17 protein-coding genes are annotated in these 19,807 nt (G+C 65.5%); 6 read left to right on the plus strand and 11 right to left on the minus strand.

Annotated elements, in window-relative coordinates:
• Nucleotides 1-35 precede the first annotated feature (35 nt).
• The 7 genes from A7G45_RS32440 to A7G45_RS32120 form a co-directional block, all read right to left on the minus strand.
• Nucleotides 36-2,633: a hypothetical protein gene (locus A7G45_RS32440; protein WP_276555934.1), complete on the minus strand. Its 2,598-nt coding sequence runs from the start codon at nt 2,631-2,633 to the stop codon at nt 36-38.
• A gap of 3 nt (nt 2,634-2,636) precedes the next feature.
• On the minus strand, nt 2,637-3,179 hold the full coding sequence (locus A7G45_RS32095; protein WP_260943503.1) for a hypothetical protein: 543 nt from the start codon (nt 3,177-3,179) through the stop codon (nt 2,637-2,639).
• 60 nt (nt 3,180-3,239) lie between these two features.
• Complete coding sequence (locus tag A7G45_RS32100) at nt 3,240-3,527, minus strand: hypothetical protein (RefSeq protein WP_260943504.1); 288 nt, start codon at nt 3,525-3,527, stop codon at nt 3,240-3,242.
• Between the two features lie 89 nt (nt 3,528-3,616).
• Complete coding sequence (locus tag A7G45_RS32105) at nt 3,617-3,952, minus strand: hypothetical protein (RefSeq protein ID WP_260943505.1); 336 nt, start codon at nt 3,950-3,952, stop codon at nt 3,617-3,619.
• A gap of 87 nt (nt 3,953-4,039) precedes the next feature.
• Nucleotides 4,040-5,713, minus strand: coding sequence for a hypothetical protein (locus A7G45_RS32110; RefSeq protein ID WP_260943506.1), 1,674 nt, complete (start codon nt 5,711-5,713; stop codon nt 4,040-4,042).
• A gap of 9 nt (nt 5,714-5,722) precedes the next feature.
• Nucleotides 5,723-6,037: a hypothetical protein gene (locus tag A7G45_RS32115; protein WP_260943507.1), complete on the minus strand. Its 315-nt coding sequence runs from the start codon at nt 6,035-6,037 to the stop codon at nt 5,723-5,725.
• A gap of 71 nt (nt 6,038-6,108) precedes the next feature.
• On the minus strand, nt 6,109-6,558 hold the full coding sequence (locus A7G45_RS32120; RefSeq protein ID WP_260943508.1) for a type VII secretion target: 450 nt from the start codon (nt 6,556-6,558) through the stop codon (nt 6,109-6,111).
• Between the two features lie 246 nt (nt 6,559-6,804).
• Between A7G45_RS32120 and A7G45_RS32125 the strand changes: the two genes are divergently transcribed.
• Together A7G45_RS32125 and A7G45_RS32130 are read left to right on the plus strand one after the other, a co-directional pair.
• Entirely contained in the window at nt 6,805-7,236 is a 432-nt protein-coding gene (locus tag A7G45_RS32125) for a hypothetical protein (RefSeq protein WP_260943509.1), read from the plus strand.
• Nucleotides 7,237-7,642: 406 nt separating this feature from the next.
• The gene (locus A7G45_RS32130) at nt 7,643-9,574 is read left to right on the plus strand and encodes a hypothetical protein (protein WP_260943510.1); all 1,932 of its coding nucleotides are present in this window, start codon (nt 7,643-7,645) and stop codon (nt 9,572-9,574) included.
• 34 nt (nt 9,575-9,608) lie between these two features.
• On the opposite strand, the gene A7G45_RS32135 is transcribed toward A7G45_RS32130, so the two are convergent.
• The 4 genes from A7G45_RS32135 to A7G45_RS32150 all read right to left on the minus strand — a co-directional run bounded on the left by A7G45_RS32135 (nt 9,609) and on the right by A7G45_RS32150 (nt 12,450).
• Nucleotides 9,609-10,220, minus strand: coding sequence for an RES family NAD+ phosphorylase (locus tag A7G45_RS32135; protein ID WP_260943511.1), 612 nt, complete (start codon nt 10,218-10,220; stop codon nt 9,609-9,611).
• Between the two features lie 11 nt (nt 10,221-10,231).
• Nucleotides 10,232-11,101 carry a hypothetical protein gene (locus A7G45_RS32140; RefSeq protein WP_260943512.1) on the minus strand — a complete coding sequence of 290 codons (870 nt, stop codon included), beginning with the start codon at nt 11,099-11,101 and terminating at the stop codon, nt 10,232-10,234.
• A gap of 124 nt (nt 11,102-11,225) precedes the next feature.
• Nucleotides 11,226-11,795, minus strand: coding sequence for a hypothetical protein (locus A7G45_RS32145; RefSeq protein WP_260943513.1), 570 nt, complete (start codon nt 11,793-11,795; stop codon nt 11,226-11,228).
• A gap of 4 nt (nt 11,796-11,799) precedes the next feature.
• Nucleotides 11,800-12,450, minus strand: coding sequence for an AAA family ATPase (locus tag A7G45_RS32150; RefSeq protein WP_260943514.1), 651 nt, complete (start codon nt 12,448-12,450; stop codon nt 11,800-11,802).
• 898 nt (nt 12,451-13,348) lie between these two features.
• Here A7G45_RS32150 and A7G45_RS32155 point away from each other — a divergent pair.
• The 4 genes from A7G45_RS32155 (at nt 13,349) to A7G45_RS32170 (ending at nt 16,186) form a co-directional block, all read left to right on the plus strand.
• On the plus strand, nt 13,349-13,585 hold the full coding sequence (locus A7G45_RS32155; RefSeq protein ID WP_260943515.1) for an antitoxin VbhA family protein: 237 nt from the start codon (nt 13,349-13,351) through the stop codon (nt 13,583-13,585).
• Between the two features lie 24 nt (nt 13,586-13,609).
• Nucleotides 13,610-14,275, plus strand: coding sequence for a Fic/DOC family protein (locus A7G45_RS32160; RefSeq protein WP_260943516.1), 666 nt, complete (start codon nt 13,610-13,612; stop codon nt 14,273-14,275).
• A 254-nt stretch (nt 14,276-14,529) separates the two neighbouring features.
• On the plus strand, nt 14,530-15,384 hold the full coding sequence (locus tag A7G45_RS32165) for a hypothetical protein (protein ID WP_260943517.1): 855 nt from the start codon (nt 14,530-14,532) through the stop codon (nt 15,382-15,384).
• 193 nt (nt 15,385-15,577) lie between these two features.
• Nucleotides 15,578-16,186, plus strand: a complete 609-nt coding sequence (locus A7G45_RS32170; protein WP_260943518.1) for a hypothetical protein — start codon at nt 15,578-15,580, stop codon at nt 16,184-16,186.
• Nucleotides 16,187-19,807: the final 3,621 nt, after the last annotated feature.

Below are 19,807 nucleotides of genomic sequence, written 5' to 3' on the forward strand. Positions count from 1 at the left end.
GACTGGACCCTTTCAACTGCGCGGACACAAGCCTGCTAAGACGCCTGCCCACGCAGCTGCTGCTCCAACTCGCCGATCTTGGCCACCACTGTTGCGCCGAACCCGGCGTGGATGCCGCAATAGGCCAGGTCCGCCAGGGGCGGGGGCGAGAACTTCCAGCACCGCACCAACTCGACGATCTGGCTCATCCGGAAGTACTTCCGATACGACTGCGCCATCGTCACGTTCAGTGCAGAACCATCGAAATCCTGCGGCGCATGAACCTCGGGCCACTCCAGCACCCCGTTGTGGCGCTTCCTAACCAGGCTGTCGTACAGCCCCCAACCAACGGCATCGGCTGTTCCTCGGTGCACCGATTGCAGCACCGCGAGCTCGTCATCGGTCACCAACTTGTCTCCAGAAACGTCCGGCTCAGCGTGTGCTGCATTGATGACCGCGGCGGTCAGATTCGCCGCCGCCCAGGCTGATACGTCAGCTCCCCTATCAAGACTGGCAACCCGATGAGCCAGGCTGGGATCAAAGGCGGCCAGCCGATGCTGATGTCCGCCATCGAGGCGCGGCGCCTCGCTAACCAGAGCCAACGCATCCCGGTGCTGCATCCCCAGGAAATCCTGTACTCCGTCTGGAGCCTGCGGCCACAGTTCCGTGGTCACCATTGCCGAAAGCTGCGCTCCCCCAGTCTTTTTGCGGAACAGCTCGAAATGATCCGCGAGAATCTTCGACGGCTTCTGGCAGCCCATCCACGGTGCTGCCCACCCGAATGGGAGCACAGGATCAACCACAGCCAACCGAGCGGTCGTCGGCAGCACCACCGTCGGCGGAACATAGCCGCCCCCGCCAGCGCTGGTCGCGATGATGATCTGCGACCCCACAGGGGTTTTCACCACGCTCACCGCCCACACGATCAGCGATGGCCAGTTCTCGCAAGCGCGAACCAAACCGCCAAGTACCCTCTGCGCCAACAACAAATCGGGGTTGACCTCAGTGCCCAAGGAAATCAGACCGGACGCGGCCCCCGCCGAACCATGCCCGGCCGCCATCACCGGACCGGCCGCCGGGCCGCCGCCACCGCTGGCAGCACTTGCCCCGCTGCTCGCTGGTGACGTCGAAGCCGAAGGTGCCGCAGGAGTCGCGCCGCCCGCACCAGCGCCCGGCGCACTGTAGGGAGCCATCGGGCCGCCGGCCATCGCGCCAGCAGGAGGCATCATCCCGCCGCCGCCCATCGGCGCCGCCCCAGAGCCGCCTTGAGCCGCAGCACCACCACCGCCCACGTCGCCGCCAGAAGGACCGCCGCCCATCGGAATCCCAGCGGGTGTGCTGCCCATCTGAGGCACTGCACCTGTCGGCGGCTGCGCAGCATAGGCAGCTGCCGCCTGTTGCTGCGAAAGTGATTGCGACACAGGTGAAACAGGGGAAGCGCCACCGCCGGTTGCGCTCATCCCAGATGCCAGCCCGCTCTGGAAACTCGACCCCGCGTTCGCCAGCGGCGACGCAGACGCCGGCGATGTTGACGCGCCGCCGGGCATACCGCCCCCGCCGGGCATGCCACCAGGCATGCCCCCACTACCGGGCATACCTCCCGGTGAACCAAGTCCTGAAGGCGGCTTCATGCTCGACCCAAGCCCGGACATACCCGAGCCCATGCCGCCACCTCCGGACCCGCCACCACGACCGCCACTGGGCGTACCCCCGCCGCTCGGCATGCCCGTCATCGGCATGGCGGGCTGGGTTCGTGGAGTTGTCGCATCTGTTGCGGCTGGGTCAGCGGAGGCGGCTTTCACGGGATTGTCGGTGCGCGGCGTGGCATCTGGCGAGGCAGATTTCGTGTCGCCCTCAGCGCCCGTGCCTGTTCCGGATTTGTCAGCGCCGCCCGACTTGTCGGTGGTTCCTTTGGCGTCCGTCCGATGGGCTTCTTTCTTTTCGTCCTTGTCACTCTCGCCCCGGTGAGCTTCCTTGCCGTCGGAAGGCTTTTTGTCCGAAGGGCCGTTTTGAGGAATGGTGAACTTCCCGCTGAGTGCCTGGGTGACCTGTTTGACGCTTTCGGCTACGTCGCTATCGGCTTGCTGGCTGTAAGTGGTCCACACTTGCATCGCCGCTGCTGGATTGCGGCTTTTCACAGCCTTATTGAACTCTTCTTGGCCAGCTTCAGCGGTGTTGTCGATCAAGCCTTGAAGAACTTGGGTGTGATGGGATGCCTGGTATGCGGCCCTGGCCGCACTGGTGTGCTGGTCGTAGTGAGTGCCCCACAGGTGGGTGTTCTCGTCATGCGCGGCGAGCAATGCGTCACCGGCCGCGCCAGTCAGCGCCTCGGCGAATTGCGGCCTGTAGGTGTTCTTCGAGGTGCCGATGGCTTCGTCCAGGTCCCTGGCGACACCTGCGTGGAATTCATGAAGTTCATCGAGGAATTCGACCAAGCTGTCCGGTGGACGCCGTCCGGCCTTGATCGCCATCGCGAACGGGCCTTCGCCCAGCTCGCTAGCGGTGTTCGTTGCGGTACCGGCGGCGCCGCTGGTCTTCTTGGCCACAGTGTCAGCGGCCTTCACCGCCTGGTGAAATAGGTTCATCCCGATGTGAGCACCGGACTGCGCAGCGGCAGCGGCCCCCCCGGTACTACTTTCCGCTCCCGCGTCCATTCGTTAGCCTCCGTATGCCTTGCACAAATCCCATACGCGCTGGTCAGCGCCGTTAGCTGCTTCTACAGTCCAGCCGGTCGCCGGCTGGATGGCACCCTTCGCAGGCGTATTGCTGAAATGCGCGGCTTGATCGCGTGCCAGCTTGAGGCTTTCGCTCACCGCATCGCGGATTGCGCTATCCGCGGCGGGGTTCTCGCGCAGGGCTTCCGCAACGTAGTTGTAGCTCGGAATCACATCGAACCCCGTGTTTTGCGGCGACGGCATAGCGCGATCACCCGCAGCAAACCGGGTGCACAGGTCGACCGTGGCCGTGTGCACCTGTTCTGCGGTCGGGGCGGGTGACGCGGCAGGCGTCGCTGGCGCCGGGCTGGTGGCCATGCGATTTCCGATGAGTCCACCGATCGCGCCCGCTGTGAGAGCGATCGCGGCGGCACCGACGATCGCCGCGGTGATCAGCCCGCCCTTGGGGCTGCGTGGCGGCTGCGCCGGCGGGTAGCCGGGCGCCATCTGTGGGGTGGGGGGCTGCATCGACGGCGGCAGCCGCACCTCACCAGTGTTGGGGTATGGCGACAGGACCGACGGGTGCGTGTAGTGAGTGGCCATCTTCTAAACCTCAATCCCGTTGATCTGTGCAGTGCTGGTTGCCTCGGTGGTGGTGATGTTGGCGACGGTGCCGCCGTTGGCGGCCACGAAGTGGCCTGCGGCGTTCACGCGGCCCGCTACAAACTCTTCATGGACCGCCGGCCACGCCGCCACCGCGCCGGAAACCGCTCCCGACAGCACATCCAGGCCCGTTGTCGGAACCGGGTGAATGCCCTCCTGGGAAGGAACAATGGAGGACCAGCCCCCACTGGATGACTCCACTTGCGGAACATCGGCGTGGATCGCGTCCATCTGTTTCCCTCCCCTTCTGCTCGTATAGAAATGGTAACTGCCTGCACCGACGCTGCCGGACGTATTTTTCAGCGGCGACAGTGAGGGTGTTAGCTCGCGCCGCGCAGCGCTTCGGAAAATTCGGCCGCGACGGGGTGCTTGGCGAATTCCTCGGGGATGTTGGCCCACTGCGCTCGGAACTCGGCGGCCAGTGCCTGGATGCCGTCGTATGCACGCTTGGCGTTCCTGGCGATGGCCTCATTCATTGCCTCTTCGAATTCCTCCGTGGACAGCTGCTCTTGGAGTCCGGGCGGAATGTCGCAGCCGATCAGACGGCCGCGCCCGTCGTGCGTCACGACGATTTCGTCGTCGATTTCACTGGTCGCGGTAAAGGCGTTCACCTTGTCTTCCCACTCGTAAACGCTGTCCAACAGTTTGTCGATCATTGATGACATCTGCTCGGTCCGTGTGGACATGTCCTGTGTCTCCCTCTCTGATATGCGTTGCGCTGCAACGCAACTCCCCTGGTTTTGCTAGGTCTTTTTCTTGTCTCGCTCGGTGCGTTCGCGGCGTTCGCGACGGACTTCGCCGAACACCGGCTCGGTGTTGGCGACCGGCCGGAGTACGACGCGGCGATGGTCGTCTGACTTGCGGCCTTCCTCGTTCTTGCCGCCCATACCGGAGCCCATCATCGGCGGCATCATGCCCATGCCGCCCGCCCCGGGGCCGCCACCACTGGTGCTGCCGCCTCCCGGCGTGCCTGCGGTAATGCCGCTGCCAACCGGTGGGCCAACGGCAGGGCTCGGGCGGGACGGCGGGGCCCCGCCCCCGCCGCCACCCCCACCGTCGGACGCGGGGCCGGTGCCCTCGGTGCCGAAGTCGGACGGGCCGCCTTCGGGTGAACCGCCGTTACCGTCCCCAGGCCCGCCCGGTAGCTGGGGGGGCTCCATCTGCGGCATGCCTCCCAGACCGGGAAGCGACGACAAGCTCGACAGCGCTGACATGGGTGACGAGGTCAGCCCGTGAAGACTGCCCGCGACCTGCCCGGCCGCTCCTGTCCCGGCGCCCATGATCATGCCGGCGATGTTGGCGACCATGCCGGGAGCAGCTTGGTCGGCTGCCGCGGCCGCCAGGGGGGCGGCAGCGGGCGGGCTGCCTGTTGGGGTTCCCGGGGGTGCGTTGGTCGGCGCGGGCGAGTCTTCGTCGCCGGGGCCGTGACCGTGTTGGGCCTGGCCGTGGCCGGGACCATCCTGCTTGAGGTGTGCCGTCTGGTTGAGCTTCTCGACCTGGCCGCCCGCGTGCACGATCGGCGGCGCCGGGGCCGGCGGTGCCGCGCCGGCTGTGGTGGCCGGGGCCGCGGCCGCGAACGTCTCGTAGCTGGCCAGCGCGGTGGACTGCTTCTTGGCCAGATCGGATTGCAGGGACGCGACCTGGGCGGCGTTGCGGCCGCCAGTGGCCCGGTAGTTCGCCATCGCCACGTTGAGCCGTTGGTGCAGGTCAGTGAATTCCTGCGGCGTCGGCGTGTTCTTGATCAGTGTGTCGGTGTGCTCGGCGGCCGAGTCCGCGGCGGCCGCGACCGACATGAAGCTCGGATGCAAGGTCGATTCAAGCCAGTCAGCGTGCGCGCCGACCTTCTGGGCCGCGGTGGTCTTGCCGTCATCCCAGTGGTTGTGAACCGACTGCCCGGAGTTGCGGACGTCCTGCGCGGTGGTGATCACCGCCGGGGCGACCATGGTCCGGATGTGGGTGGCGAACGCCCGCAGGCTGGCCGGTCCTGGCCCGGCGTGCACCAGGGCTGAGACCTGTTCGCCGGTCATCGGAGCGAGAGGATTGAGCGTCGGCAGCGTCGGCAGCGTGGGGGCCGGGATGATCGGCGGTGACGCGGCGGGTGCGCTGGGTGTCGAGGCAGGGACCGATCCCGCACCGTTGATCACGTTGGAGATGTGGTGGGCATTGGTGTCGTCCATGGATTGCAGGTCCGTTGCGGTGCCGGACAGCGCCAGCCCGCCGGCTACCCGCAATTGCCCGGCATGGTCCAGCAGCGTGTGCAATGACTGCGTCCACGTCGTCAGCATGTCGGCAAGGTGGGTGGAGACGGTGTCGGATGCAGCAGCCGCGCAGGGCGCGACGGTCCCGCCTTGGCTTGCTGAGTGAGCCAAAGCAGCACCGTCGGCGCGTAGACCGTCCGGATCGACCTTCAAGTCCATAATCGCAGGCTACGCGTCCAGGATGCGGTTCATCCGCGCTGCGGACTCATCGTCTGTGGTCTCGAAGATGGTGGTTGTGTTGGACAGCCGCTGTGCGTGACCACGAGCGTTGGCCGCCGCTCGGGCGTACGCCGCTTCGCGGGCCTCCATCTCCGCCTGCTTCGCCGCGACGAACGGGGCGTAGGTGTCGCCCACGGCGGCGCGGATTTCTTCGAGGGTCATGTGGTGTTTCTGGCCGTGGGCCTGCACCTGGTTGGCATAGTCATGCCACTCCTGGACCGCCTGTTTGGCGGCCTCGCTATCGAGAGAAATCGGTTCCGACATCTCTGACCCCTTTCGAAAGTTTCTTCCTGGTAATAGTCGCTGGTCGGGCGCACGCTGACCAGAGGGAACCGTTAGAACTGCATGCCCGCGCCGGGAAGATCAGAGCTGGCGATGCGCTGCATATTCTCCATGTTCAACCGGGCTTCCTCGTCGCTGACGGTGTTGTTGCTCACCGGCCGAATGCTTTGGGTCCCATTGGATTCCGCGCCACCGGCCACGATGGCGCCCATCCGCGCTGCGGAGTCATCGTCGGTCGCCTCGAAGATCGTGGCCGTGTTCGACAGCCGCTGCGCATGACCATGAGCGTTGGCCGCGACTCGGGCGTAGGCGGCTTGCCTGGCCTGCAACTCGGCTTGCTTGGCATCCACGTACGGGCTGTACGCGTCACCGACCGTCGCGCGGACATCGTCAATGTCCATGTGGTGCTTCTGGCCGTGGGCCTGCACCTGGTCTCCGTAGTCGCGCCAGGCCTGAACAGCCTGGTGCGTGGCCTCGGTATCGAGGGTGATCGGTTCCGACATCCCCACTCCTTTTCGACATCACAGGTATACAACAACAGCTTGCAGCACTTGCGTTTACTCATTGCCTAGTGTGTAGCATCACTCGTCGAGTGCGCAAGGTTTGAGCGCAACGGCTTCGTATCAGCTAGACCCGCACCACGGCTTCGGCCATATCCAGGGGGATTTCAGCGTGAGGAATACGATCCACGTCGCGCATCCCGGCGTGTCGAGTCACTTTCCGGAAAACGCCGAGGCAGGATCACTGCCATGACTGCATCAGCTCGCATGGGTCGACCCTCCCTTGGCGACCGCGCGATCATGACCGCTCCCCTGCCCATCGCGGTGCTGCACACCGCCGATGCGGTCGCGGCCGATCATTCAACCGACCGGTCCGCGATCCTGTCCGACATCGTCTGCTACCACTACGACCGCCCCGACCTCATGCGGCATCTGTCACAGCAGGTGTTATTCGAAAGCCGCACCGCCACAAGGGCATTGAGCGCAGAGGGACGCCTTATCGGCCCCCACGTCAAGGTCCGGCCGCCGCGCGAAGTCGCCGACATGGTGATCGCTGATTACCAGCGCCGCGGCACCACCCGTCCGACGCTGCTGGCCGACATCTGCTGCTACCTGCTGGGTTACCCGAACCTGGTGCGCGAACTCAACCTTGGCAAGGAGGCGCTGCCGCTGGCGATGTAGCACCCCGCCCGGCCCCCAACTAGATCCGTGGGACGGGCAGATGTGACATCTGAATAGCGGGTGCGGATTTCTCCGCTGAACGACCAAGGCCCCGCCGAGGCGGGGCCAGGTCTAGAGAGTTCAAGTCGAGTTGGCGCTCGGCTCTGGGTTCTCCGCACCCACATCCCGAAGGGATTTGCTTGAACGGCAAGTCTCACGGTAGCGCATTTCGCGAAAAAGGAACAGCAACATTCGCGAAGTTGTGCATCTACCGTGTTCAAACCTTTACCCCGGGACCCGCTGACCTCTGGTTAACGGCCCCGGTGCGCGTGGACACTCCCACGCTGGCGCACCCTGCGCCCCACGCTCAACAGGCGTATCAACCGCCAGTTGAGGTTTGCCACGACTCGAACCATCGGTTCGGTTGATGGCCACCGCGAATACCGCTGCCGCACAGCCGGTTCCGGAGCGCCCAGAAAAGGTCTGGCAGGCCCTCGCGCCACTGATCAGTGCCCCCGGTCGCCGCACGGTGCGCCTGTACAACGCCGACACCGACAGTTTCAGCGACACCGGCCGCCTATCCGCGCGACTACCGAGCAGACCGGCCGCGGCGTACCTGTTCACCAATCAGGCACGCACCCTCGTACTTGCCCTGGACTTCGATAACAAACGCGCCGGATCCGAGGCCGCCGACGCGGACATGGCCACCGCCGCTGAATGGCTTACCCGCTGCGGCGGCGTCGTGGTCACCGACCGGTCCCCCGGCGGCCGCCACCTGCTGTGCCCGTTGGCCATCGGCACCACGGCCTCAGCAGCCGAAATCAACCACCTCACCCGGCTGCTCGCCGCCCGCCTGCCCAGCTTGGACATCACGCCCAACACGAACCCCCGGTCGGGCTGCCTGTCCGTCCCGGGCACGCCCGCCAAGACCGGCGGCTACCGCCAGCTCGACGGACCCTTGGCGGCCGCGATCGAGGCCTTCACCACCCGATCGGCGCCCCAGCTGCTCCCCCGCCTCTACGAGCTGCTCGGCGCGGTCAAATCCCGCACCCCAGGCCCAACGATCAAGGCCCCCCACGCAGGCGGACGCGAGGTCACCACCTACTGCGTCGGCGACGGCGAGCACCGCACCCTCGCCCCCGCATACGTGCGCACCGACCCTTACGACCCCGACATCACCGCCTACGCCCAGCACGGTCACATGCCCGCCGGCCAACGCCAATGGGACAGCACCTCAGAAGCCCGCATGGCCGTCGTCGTCGCCGCCATCGCTCGAGGGCACAGCCAAACGACACTCGCCGCTCTCATCGCCCCAGGAGGCCCCTGGGAGACCGGACTCGGCACCGCCTACAGCCGGTACAAACACGGGCGCGACAACGCCCTGGCACGGGACTTCACCAAAGCCCTGACCTGGCTCTGCACCAATGTCCTCAAACACCGCCATGCGCAGCACAAGAAGAAGTACACACAGGGGGGCACAGAGGTTCTAGGCCCCCTCGGGCCGCCCGCGCTGCGACGCTGGCTGGCCCACGCGATGGCGTGGGCAGACGTGGAGTACCGAGGGAAGCGCTCACGCTGGACAGTGCACGCCGTTCTCCAGACCCTCGCCTGGCACGCCTACACCAGCGGAGAGCAGATCAACGGGAGCTGGCTGGTGTCAGTGGGCGGCCGCAACCTTTCGCTCGCCACAGGGCTGCTCAGCGAGGATGCCGTGTGGCGGGTACTGCGCGACCTGCGTGACCGCGTCGGCTCCCCGCTGATCCTCACCCGCCCCCACGTCGGGACCGAGGCTGACACTTACGCGTTGACCACGCCGCACGGGATCACGCTCGATGACGCCTGGGCTGACCGGGTCAGGATCGAACCCGTCCACGATGCTTGGTCGATCGCCGGCCACGCCCGCCGCCGCATCTATGAGCTCGTCGCCCACTACGGGCTGACGCGCCGCGCCGACATCTACGCTGCGGCGGCGGTCTCAGCGACAGCAGGCGATGAAGCGATGACCGCCCTGCAAATCGTCGGCCTGATCACCCGCACGGGCCACGGCACCGTCGCCGCCGGCCCGACCACCCTGGACGCGCTCGCCGCCGCCCACGACACCCAAACCACCCGTGACGACCGCATCGCCCGCTACCGCGATGAACGTGCCCAATGGCGTAGCTGGCTCGACGAACGCGAACAGGACCACGAGACCGCGGCGCTGGCAGCCCTCGCCCAGGCCCAGCCCGCCGACGCGGCGGCCGAGCAGAGCTTCTGGTCCACCGCCATGGCCACCGGGCCACCGGAGGTCGACGAGCACCGCGAAGCACTAGACCTGGTCACCGACCTACTCGGTGCGCGCATCGTGACCACGGCGTAAGGCGAGCCGAGGTGCTGTGGGCGCTGATCGTGCGCTACGCCGTGGGGACGATCCGCAACGCTGTGACCGATGGAAGGGCGATGACCTGGAGCCCGGCCCGCAAGCACGCGTCGACGCCGGCTGCCGGCGCCGGATCGTCGGGCCAAGCCTTCGGTCCGGCCGCGTCGAACAGCGCGTACGCATTCGCCGCGGTGATGGTGGTGAACCGGGATTCGTACAGGACACCGCGCAGGCCCAGGGCGTGGAACCGCCGCGCCCACATACGGGTCAACCCGTACCCGGTACGGGCGTAGGTCGCGATTTCCCTGGTGATGCCGTGGTTGGTTGCCTCGCGGTGACACGTGTTGGCGACCTGACCACCCCGGTGCACGCTCACCCTGGACACGACAGTCTCATCGGCCCACCCCTGGGACACGACGCCGCGCTTGAGCATGCCGCGGCCCAGACGCTCACGCAGCGCGGTCTCTTCGTCCATCGCCAGGTAGCAGGTCCCCGCCGGCGGGTCGAGGTTGAAGCGGCCACCATCGTCACTGGAAAACCACCACGGCCCGTAGTTTTTGTGGTGTGCGCGGTATAGCGCCGTGCCTTTGCGAACTCTTTTCGTGGGGAACCCACTGATGTCCGCGGGAGGCTTGCGCAGCCCCAAGCCCGTGCGCCTTAGTGGCACCAGCGCTCAGCAGTCTGCTCAGCAACCTTCAGCACCGCCTGTGACGCGCCGGTCTTCAACGCCACTCGTGGCGGTAGGCCCCTCAACTGCTCATTGGGCGTACTCAGCCACAAGGCGACCTGCCACCGATCCTTGGTGCCCGCCGCAAGCGCGCGCAGGACAGCATCCAGCCCCGGTAGCACCGTGCCATCGGCGTTGAACTGGAACGTCGGAAACACCACGTCGCCCTCGGCTGTGGGGCACGCCAGAACTTCATCGCGCAGCACCCGTGCCTGCAACGTATCTGCGGACACGTGCATCCGCTTCGCAGCACCGGCCTCGTCGTAAAACGGCCCGATCGCCTCGTCGAACGCGTGACTCGCCGGCAGCTGAGACATCATGGATTCGGCGAGCTCGTCGACAGGCCCGAGCGCCGACAGGTCGATATCGGCCGCGTCGATCGCGCTCAGCCGGGTTTGGAGTTTCAGTTCGAGCTGCACCAGTAGCGCTTTGGTGTATTCCTGTACGTTCGCCGGCAGGTCGGCCACCGCGGCGTCGTGACCCGTGGGCCAGACAACTACGTGGGTCAGGCCAGCAGGGACCTGAACCCCACGCGAGAGCTCGACAGGGATGTCGGCGAACACGATCGGACGCGGCGCCGAATCTGGTGCTGGTGTTGAGCGCTTCCATCCACGAATCGGACGCTTTCTGCGCGCGAGGTGGCTGGCCGCGATGGACTTCGACCCGCGCAGTTGCTTGAGGTCGATATCGGCGACCTTGGACTTGAGCGTGTGCCCCGCCAACGTTCCGACGGTCACGTATGTACCGGTTCGTAGGTCATGACCGACCCGAGTCACATCGCCGTGCACACCCTCAGCCATGGTCCTCACCTCCCGGTGGACGCGCTCGTAGCAATGTCGTTCACCATATCGTCGCGCGGGTCAGCCGCGCAGAGCATGCACCTTGTCCGGCCTCGGCGACGCCGAACAGTCGACGACAGCTCCGTTACCGGGCGTGGCGGCGGATACGGCGCGCTGTTCCCAAATACATCGTCAGCGCGACCTCCACCAACTCCGAGCGACTGGGTGCACCCCACTGCTCGACGAAGCGGTCCAGGATTTCGACCTGCTCGGGCGTCGCGCCGTGCAGCTGCCACGGCACCTTCTTCGGCCTGGCCTTGCGGACGGCCACACCGAACATGTCGTCGTCGTCCAGGTCCACGATGCCGGCGCCCGGCCCCTCGGTCCAGTAGCGGGACAGTTCCTCCGCGTTGGCTTGTACCGCGAGCAGGGTCGCCACGCCGTAGGAGACGATTTCCCCACCGACCTTGCGGGCGGCCACGTGCTGTCGCAGACGCTGAAATATCGGGTCCACGGTGTACACGGTGGCGATCGCTTTGACCGGACCGCGCGGAGCCCTCCCCCGCGACTTGGGCGCCGGATGTCCTACCGCCCCAACAGGATTCGTCACTGTGACGGATGTAGTGGTGTCCTCAACTGGCGCCTCGGCAGGCGACTGTTCGGGCTGCTCGTCATCGTCTTCGGACACCAGTGATTTCAGTGAAACCTTCGCCATCGCTCTACGCCTTCACACTCTGTTTACCGGATACGGCCACCACTTCGCGGCTCAATTTCTCGAAGTCTTCCTTTACGTGACGGGCCGATCGGCTCCATCCCATGTGGTTGACGACCTTGCCCTCAAGCACTGCTTGGGAGTGAATCTTGTACGACCGGATGCGCGATGCCATGTACGGAATGGACATCGCATCGAGCATCTCGCGGGTTGCTTTGGTGTCCGACTCGTCGGCGCGTGGCTCCACGCGGTTGAGCAATGCGTAATACGGAACGCCACACTTCTCAGCCAGTTTGGCCGTACGCCGCAGCGGATCAAAGCCCAATGCTGACGCTTCGGTTGGCAGAATCGCTACATCACACTTCGGAAGAACCGTGTTCAGAACGTCCGCACCTTCCAGCGACCCCGGCGTATCTACAACCACGACGGCGTAGTTCTGAAGCTTCCGCAGCTGGTCCAGAATGTCCGGATCGGTGCTGTCTGTGTAATCGAACCCGGCCTTATCCCCTACCCGCTTTGCCCAGAATGATGCGGACCGCTGTGGATCAATGTCGAGCAGTAGAACCTTACCTAGCCACAACAGACTGGCAGCTAAGTTGACGGCCACAGTGGTCTTTCCCGCACCACCTTTTTGGTTGAAGATTCCGATAACAAGCACGTCAGAGGCCCTTTCCTATATGGGTACGTCGTTGCGGTGCTGTAACGGCATAACCAGCATTGTTAGCCGTCATTGAACAATAACCGTGTGCATCACTGGTGTTCAGTGATTGTGTCATGTGACTGATGCCTATGAGTGTGCCATATGACTGTTGCGCTTGTCTCTGTACACGCACATGTGACCGTGATGTTGTTCCCAAACTGATACCTACATGCTTGCTCTACGTCCCTTGCATGCACTGATTCACTCCGACACCTGCCCGTGTCGAAGTACATCAACCCGTCGCCCTCACACACCTATACATTGCCTACTCACAATGTTCCGCTAGGTGCAATGAGCATACTGCGGCTACCTGACTTAGCCCGGTAACTGATCACACAGTGTGTTGCCCATGGCTGGCTACCATGCCATGGCGACATGCATTGCACCCATAGTGTGAACATGCATTGCACCATGCATCTGACCCATATGGTTGACCTGCATTGTTGTACAACAGCAGACCATCACAAAGGACCCAATTAACAGGCCATGATGATGCCCTATGTGATGGTGCCCAGTTAGGGGAGTAGGTGATACCGCTCGGTTGCTGCGCATCGACGGTGGCCTATAAGTGATGCCCCACATAGGCTGCCCATACGGCCGCGGCGGGGCCGCCGGAAAACCGCAGGTCAGGGATCGCGTGCCCGCCGACCGAAGGGTGGGACCCATTTCATCCACGTCCTGGACGCGACACCATGACGCAGCTCACAATGACAAAACCGCTGGTCACCGCACGGTCACGAGCGCGCCAGCCACGCACGCTCCACTCGCCCAGCGCGCGTACCAGGAATGCAAATGCGCACGTCACAGACCGAAAATGGGGGAGTGGCTGTCACCGCCGGCAGGTAGACTGTGTGACATGACCCCGGCGACCACCAGCGCGCAGGTAGCGGACACCTACGAGGGCATCTTGGCCGCCCTGCCACCCCAGGAACGCCGCCTCGTGCACGACGCCGTCGTCAGCGGCGCGATCGAGGGCTACACACCCGACCTCGAGTCCGTGGCTCGACTCGCCGACCTGGCGACCGGGAAGATCACCGGCGACCAGTACCGGGCCGAGCTGCTCGCCAGCGTGCGCCACGACGCGCATCGGTAGAGGCCACCTCACTTTCGCGTCCTCGTGCAGTGGAACGACTACTTCTGGCCGGGCACCACCGTTCTGCGCAACCACCTAGGAATCCGCGACGCCGCTGAACTGGAACGGCTCGAACACCACTTCGTCTACAGCCGGGGGATGGAGCTCGCCCAGGGTCAGGCCCCGGTACCGGAAACCTTCGACGCCGAGCACCTGCGCGGCGTGCATCGGTGGCTCTTTCAGGACGTGTACCCGTTCGCCGGCGAATTCCGTGAGGTCGAGGTGTCCAAGTGGAGCAGCTTCGCCAGCACCGACAAGATCACCGCCTGCATTGACCGCGCCGCCACCATCGTCGCCGAGACGAAGTGGTCCGACCTGGACGACGCGCAGTTCGCTGACAGGGCTGCGCAAACGTACTGCTGGATCAACTACGCGCACCCGTTCCGCGAGGGCACGGGCCGCGCCACGCGCGCTTTCATGAACGCCGTCGCGGCCCAGGCCGGACGGGGACTGGACTACAGTGCGATTCCCCGCGAGGTATTCGTTCAACGGGCCGCGTTCTCCTGCCCGGATATGTCGCAGACCGAGCCGGCCCACGAGTGGATGGTCCCGGTCTTCGAGCAGATCAGCCGGCCAGCCAGTGACCTCACCGTCCCCACAGAGTTTCTGCCACCCAAATCGCGCGCGCAAAGCTACGATCAGGGCCTGTAGCAACTTCGCTCAGCCCGAGCATTCGGCCTGCGCCCCAGGCGCCCCACGGGCCACACCAGATCACACGCGTCTTGCAATCCCGCCCCATTTGCTTAACTTCCGTAAACACCACTGTGTTGCGGGCGTGTCGCTGTTGCTCTATTAGTGCCATACTGAAACATGTACTATCCCTGTGAACGGGGGACCACCGGACCGGTTAGACCAGGAGGCCGACCATCACCGCCGCGCCGTTAGACGAGGATGCCGCAGTCGACTTGGCACGGTCCTTGCTCAGCGAAGGCCACCCCGTAGACGAGGTCGTGGCCCGCACCGGCCTGACCCAAAACCACGTGGAAATGCTGGCCAGCAGCAGCGTCAAAGCTGATGTGGCCCGGCTGGCACAGTTCGTCAACGACCGGCTCCGCGAACTCGGGATGAGCCAACTCGAAGCCAGCAAACTTGGCCTGGTGTCCCGCTCCACGCTCAATTTGCTCGGTAAACCAAAAGGGGACGGCAAAGAGCTTCGAGTTCCGGGCCGCAACGTGCTGTCCAAACTCGACGAACTGTGCTCCTGGGAGTCAGGCTCAGCGCACGCCGTGATGTTCGGCTCCATGCCGACACCCCGGGAGACTCAGGTCGGCAAGCGCCCACGGCCGGTGATCAACCCCGACGCCGAAGACGATTTCGACAACCTCGGAATCTGGATCGAAAAGCGGCTCCTCGAACTCCAGATGACCAAAAGCCGGCTCGCCGCCGTCGGCGGACCCGGCCGCACCACCCTGGCCACCCTCGGCAAACGCGGGTATCAGACGAGCCCGGAAACCCTGGAGCGACTCGACACCCACCTGATGTGGGAGCCCGGCTCCGCGCTGGCCACACTCAAAGGCGGCACCCCCGTCAACCGCAGGATCGAAATCAAGCCGCACCCCGCGCTGGTCCCGGTCACCTCCGTGATCGACAAACTCAAAGTGCTCAAAACCCGCGCCGAGCGGCAGCAACTCACCCTGGACCAACAGATCAAGGACATCGACCAAGCACTGACCCAGGCATACTTGGTTGTCGAGGATTTGGGCTCACCCAGACCAGCCCACGCCAGCACCCCGACAACATCATCGCCGTCGCCATCATGACGACGACCGCGTCCCAGCGACGCACACCACAGGCGACCACCACGGTGGCGCCGGGCACGGGCACGACCATCCCGGTCGATGCCGCAGATCACGAGGAGAACTCATGACCAGCGGTACCGGGAGAACGCTATGGCGCGCAGGGACAACATCAACCAGCCGGATTTGTTCAGCATCGAGGAAGGCGACGACACCCGTGACCGAGTGGATGCGCCAGGCGGTCAACGACGTGTACCCGAGGTGGCTGCCCCTACCGGCGGACTGGACCCCCGAACAGACCGAACGGCACCTGGTCGCCGAGACGGCGCGACTGGACCGGATGGCCGCCGAACTGTCCGACCAGCTGGCGAGCACCTCGATCGAGAACTGGACCGAACGCCAGGGAGCACACCCGGACTACCTGACCACCGTCCGGCTGCGGCAGACCGCGTTGCAGAACGCCCGGGAACTGATCGTGCGCCAGGAACTGTACGACCTGATCGAGCAGCGGGAGGAACCGGAGCCGACAGTGCCGGTCGACCCGCCGCTGCATCAGCCGGTGCCGGCCAGCCAGGTGCCGTGGAATCTGCGATGGAACGACGCACGCTACCGGACCGAACCGGGGGAGCAGATCGACGCCCTGGCGGACATGGTGTGGCCGGACCCGGACTTCTCGGTGATGTTCCGCATCAAGGCGGCGTACCTACTGATCGCCCGGATCGAGGACCAGCTCCCGGTACCGGACGGCCCCCAGCATCGGTTGGCAGCGGAACTGGCACCGCTGGTGTACGCGGACCTGGCGGCCGACGGGTATCCCGAGCAGTAGAACGCGAGCCCCAGCTCTCCCTGTTCGAGGACTTCGACCAACCCACCGACCCCCGCAGCATCGACCCCGGTGGCGCACCGCTGCCCCCGCCGCGCGTCCCTGCCGCCGCGACGCCGCCGACACCACGGGCCACCCCGCCGATCACCACCCCTGCGCCGGCCGCGCAGGCGCGGGGCTACCGCATCGTCTACACCGACCTCGCCTCCAACACCGTCACCGGATTCGAGCAGGCCGACGACCTGGCCGCCGCGCTCACGACCGTACGGGAGCTCGGCGGCTACGACCTGTTCACCCGCGACGAGGACGCCGCCGAGTTCCACAGTGCCACCGGCCGCGCCTACATCGAGGCAGCCGCCGGACCCGAACCCCTTGTCGGAGAGCTCTTTAGCGAGCCGGGGGAGCGGACCAGCACCCCGACACTCCTACCCCCGGCCGCTCCCATCCCTGCTGCGTCGTCGTCGACGGCATCGTCCACGCCCGCACCACCTGCCCCGGTGCCGCCCGCCCCGGACACGTCATCGCGCCCGACACCGCAACCCGAGACCGCACAAGCACACCCAGCCGCCGCAGCGCCGGCGCCGGTCGGTGCCGCACCCATCCAGTTCCGGCCCGGCACCGACATCCGCGTCCCGTCGGGAACCAAAGCCCGCATCCAAGCCAACCTCGCCGCGATCGACGTCATCGAGCGTCTACGCCGCGAAGACCGACCCGCGACCGCGGTCGAGCAAGAGGTGCTGGCCACCTGGTCCGGGTGGGGTGCCTGCGCCGACCTGTTCGACCGCCGAACCGACCAGTACGCCGCCGAACGTGACCACCTGCGCGAAACACTCGGGCCCGATGCCTACCGCGCCGCTGAAGCCAGCATCCTCAACGCCCACTACACCGACCCTGCCATCGCCCAGGCCATGTGGGATGCGGTCCGCACGGCCGGCTTCACCGGTGGCCGCGTCCTCGAACCCGGCTGCGGCTCAGGCAATTTCATCGGGCTGGCACCGACGGATGCGGTGATGGTCGGTGTCGAGAACGACCCGATGACCGCCGCCATTGCCGCAGCGCTGTACCCGAACGCGCAGATCCGCGCAGAAGGGTTCGAGACCACCCGTGTGCCGGCGGCCTCGTTCGCCGCCGTTGTCGGCAACGTCCCCTTCGGCAACTTCTCCCTCGTCGACCCCGCGCACAATCCGCAGGGCTTCTCCATCCACAACCACTTCGTCAACAAGGCCTTGGCCTTGACCGCGCCCGGCGGGTACGTCACCGTCCTGACCTCCCGCTACACGATGGACAGCATGGACACCCGCGCCCGCCGGGCCATGGCAGAGCAGGCCGAACTGGTCGGAGCAGTGCGCCTGCCGTCCACCGCCTTCAAACGCGTCGCGGGCACCGAGGTTGTCACCGACATTCTCGTGTTGCGGCGCAAGGACATCGACGCATCGATCGATGACGACATGACGCGCTGGATCGACACCGAACCCCTGGACCTCGAGGACGTCGACCACCTCGTCGATGAAAGCGTCTTCAAGCCCGAGCACGTCGATGGCGCACTCAACATCAACGAGTACTTCCACAACCACCCCGAGAACGTCCTGGGCAGCGTGGCGCTGGGCCAGGGCATCTACGGATCAGCGACACTCAAAGTGGTGGGGCAGACTACCGGCGACGAGCTCGCCACGCAGGTCCGTGACCGGCTCGGCGCCATCATCGAGCACGCCCAGAGTCTCGGGCGAGGGCTCACGGCCACCCCCGAATCGCTGATCGACGTTGACGCGACCGTATTCGATCCCGGCTTGCTCACCGCCGCCGACCGGGCAGAACGACCCATCCCTGACACCCTGCGCTACAACGAGGCCACCGGCAGTATCCAGCGGTGGACCGGCCACGCATGGGCGGAACAGCGCACACCGAAATCCCGTCTGCGCGAAACACGTTCGCTGATCGAACTGCGCGACGCCGCGCAATCGGTGGTCGCGTCCCAAGGCACTGGCCAGCCGCTGGAAGTCCGCGAGCAGCTCCGCGCCCACCTAAACCGGCTCTACGACGACTATGTCACCACGCATGGTCCGGTCAACCGATTCAAGCTGATTGTCCCGGGCCCGCCGACCCAGGAAGCGCAAGCCAAGAAATACGCCCGATACGAAGAGAAATGGCGCAAAGACCAAGGCGATGAGGGCCGGCCCTACCGCGGCCCGGTGCCCCAGCACCTGCAAGAAGAGTGGGCGGAAAAGGCCGCAGAACCCAACGCACCCTCCAAGCGCCGGCCCCACCTTGACGGCGGGATGAAGGACGATCCCGGCTGGGCACACGTAGCCAGTCTGGAGATCTTCAACGAACTGACCGGCGTTGCCACCAAAGCCCCGATCTTCTCGGTCGATGTGCTGTCGGCCCGCACCGTCCCCGAGGCCGCCGCCACCATCAGCGATGCCATGGCGATCAGCATGGACCAACGCCGCGGCATCGACATCGACTACATCGCCACACTTTTGAACGTCGACACGGACACCGCGCGCGAGCAACTGCGAGGCCTGGCGTACCCATCGCTGCACGACCCTGAGGAACTGGTCCCCGCCGTCACCGCGCTGTCCGGGAACGTGCGCGAAAATCTGGTCGCCGCAACCGATGCCGCCGAACGCAACCCCGTCTACGACGATTACGTGACCGCGCTGCGCCAGGTGATGCCGCGCGACAAAGAAGCCTCGCAGATCAAGACTCGCCCCGGCACGCCCTGGATCGACGCCAAATACATCGCCCAGTTCGCGCGGGAGACGTTCGGAGCCGAGAAGGTCACCGCCGATCACGTCGGTGGCACCTGGTCGGTGGAATGCCCCAACAATCTGCGTGGCACGGTCGCCATGACCGAGACGTGGGGCACCGAGTCCAAAGACGCCATCGACATACTCGACGCCCTCTGCAACTCCAAACCCATTGTCGTCAACCGGCCCGCTGAGGTTGTCGCCGAAACAGGCGGCCCGGCACTAGATTTCGAGGCGACGTCGGCCGCCCAGGCTAAAGCCGCGAAGATCACCCAAGCATTCCAGAAGTGGATTTTCGCCGACGACACCCGCCGCGACATTCTCGTCACCGAATTCAACCGTCGGTTCAACAGCCTCGTGGCACCCAAGCACCACGGGGACCACCTGACCCTGCCCGGCCTGTCCGACAAATTCGAGCCGCACCATTACCAGCGCGACGCGGTGGCGAGGATAATCGCCGAGCCCACAGTGCTTTTGGACCATGTCGTTGGCGCCGGGAAGACCGGATCGTGCCTGATGGGCATGATGGAACTCAAGCGCCTCGGGCTGGTTTCCCAGCCGTGGTTTGTCGTTCCGAACCACATCGTGGAGCAAGTCGGCCGCGAAGCCGCCCAATGGTATCCAGCGGCCCGAATCCTGCTCGGCGAGGCGGGCACCAATCCCGAGGGGCGGCGCCGCTTCGTGTCCCAATCCGCGGCCGCCGACTGGGACATGGTCATCGTGCCCCAAAGCCTGTTCACGGCAATCGGAGTCAACGAAGAAACCCAGCGCGAATACATTCAAAAGCAGCTCGACGAACTCGACAACAACAAGGACCGCGCAGTCACCTCCGTCAGCAAGAAGCGCATCGAGGCACAGAAGAAGCGCCTCGATG

Source organism: Mycolicibacterium llatzerense (assembly GCF_025331195.1).
GTDB classification, from domain to species: Bacteria; Actinomycetota; Actinomycetes; order Mycobacteriales; family Mycobacteriaceae; genus Mycobacterium; species Mycobacterium llatzerense.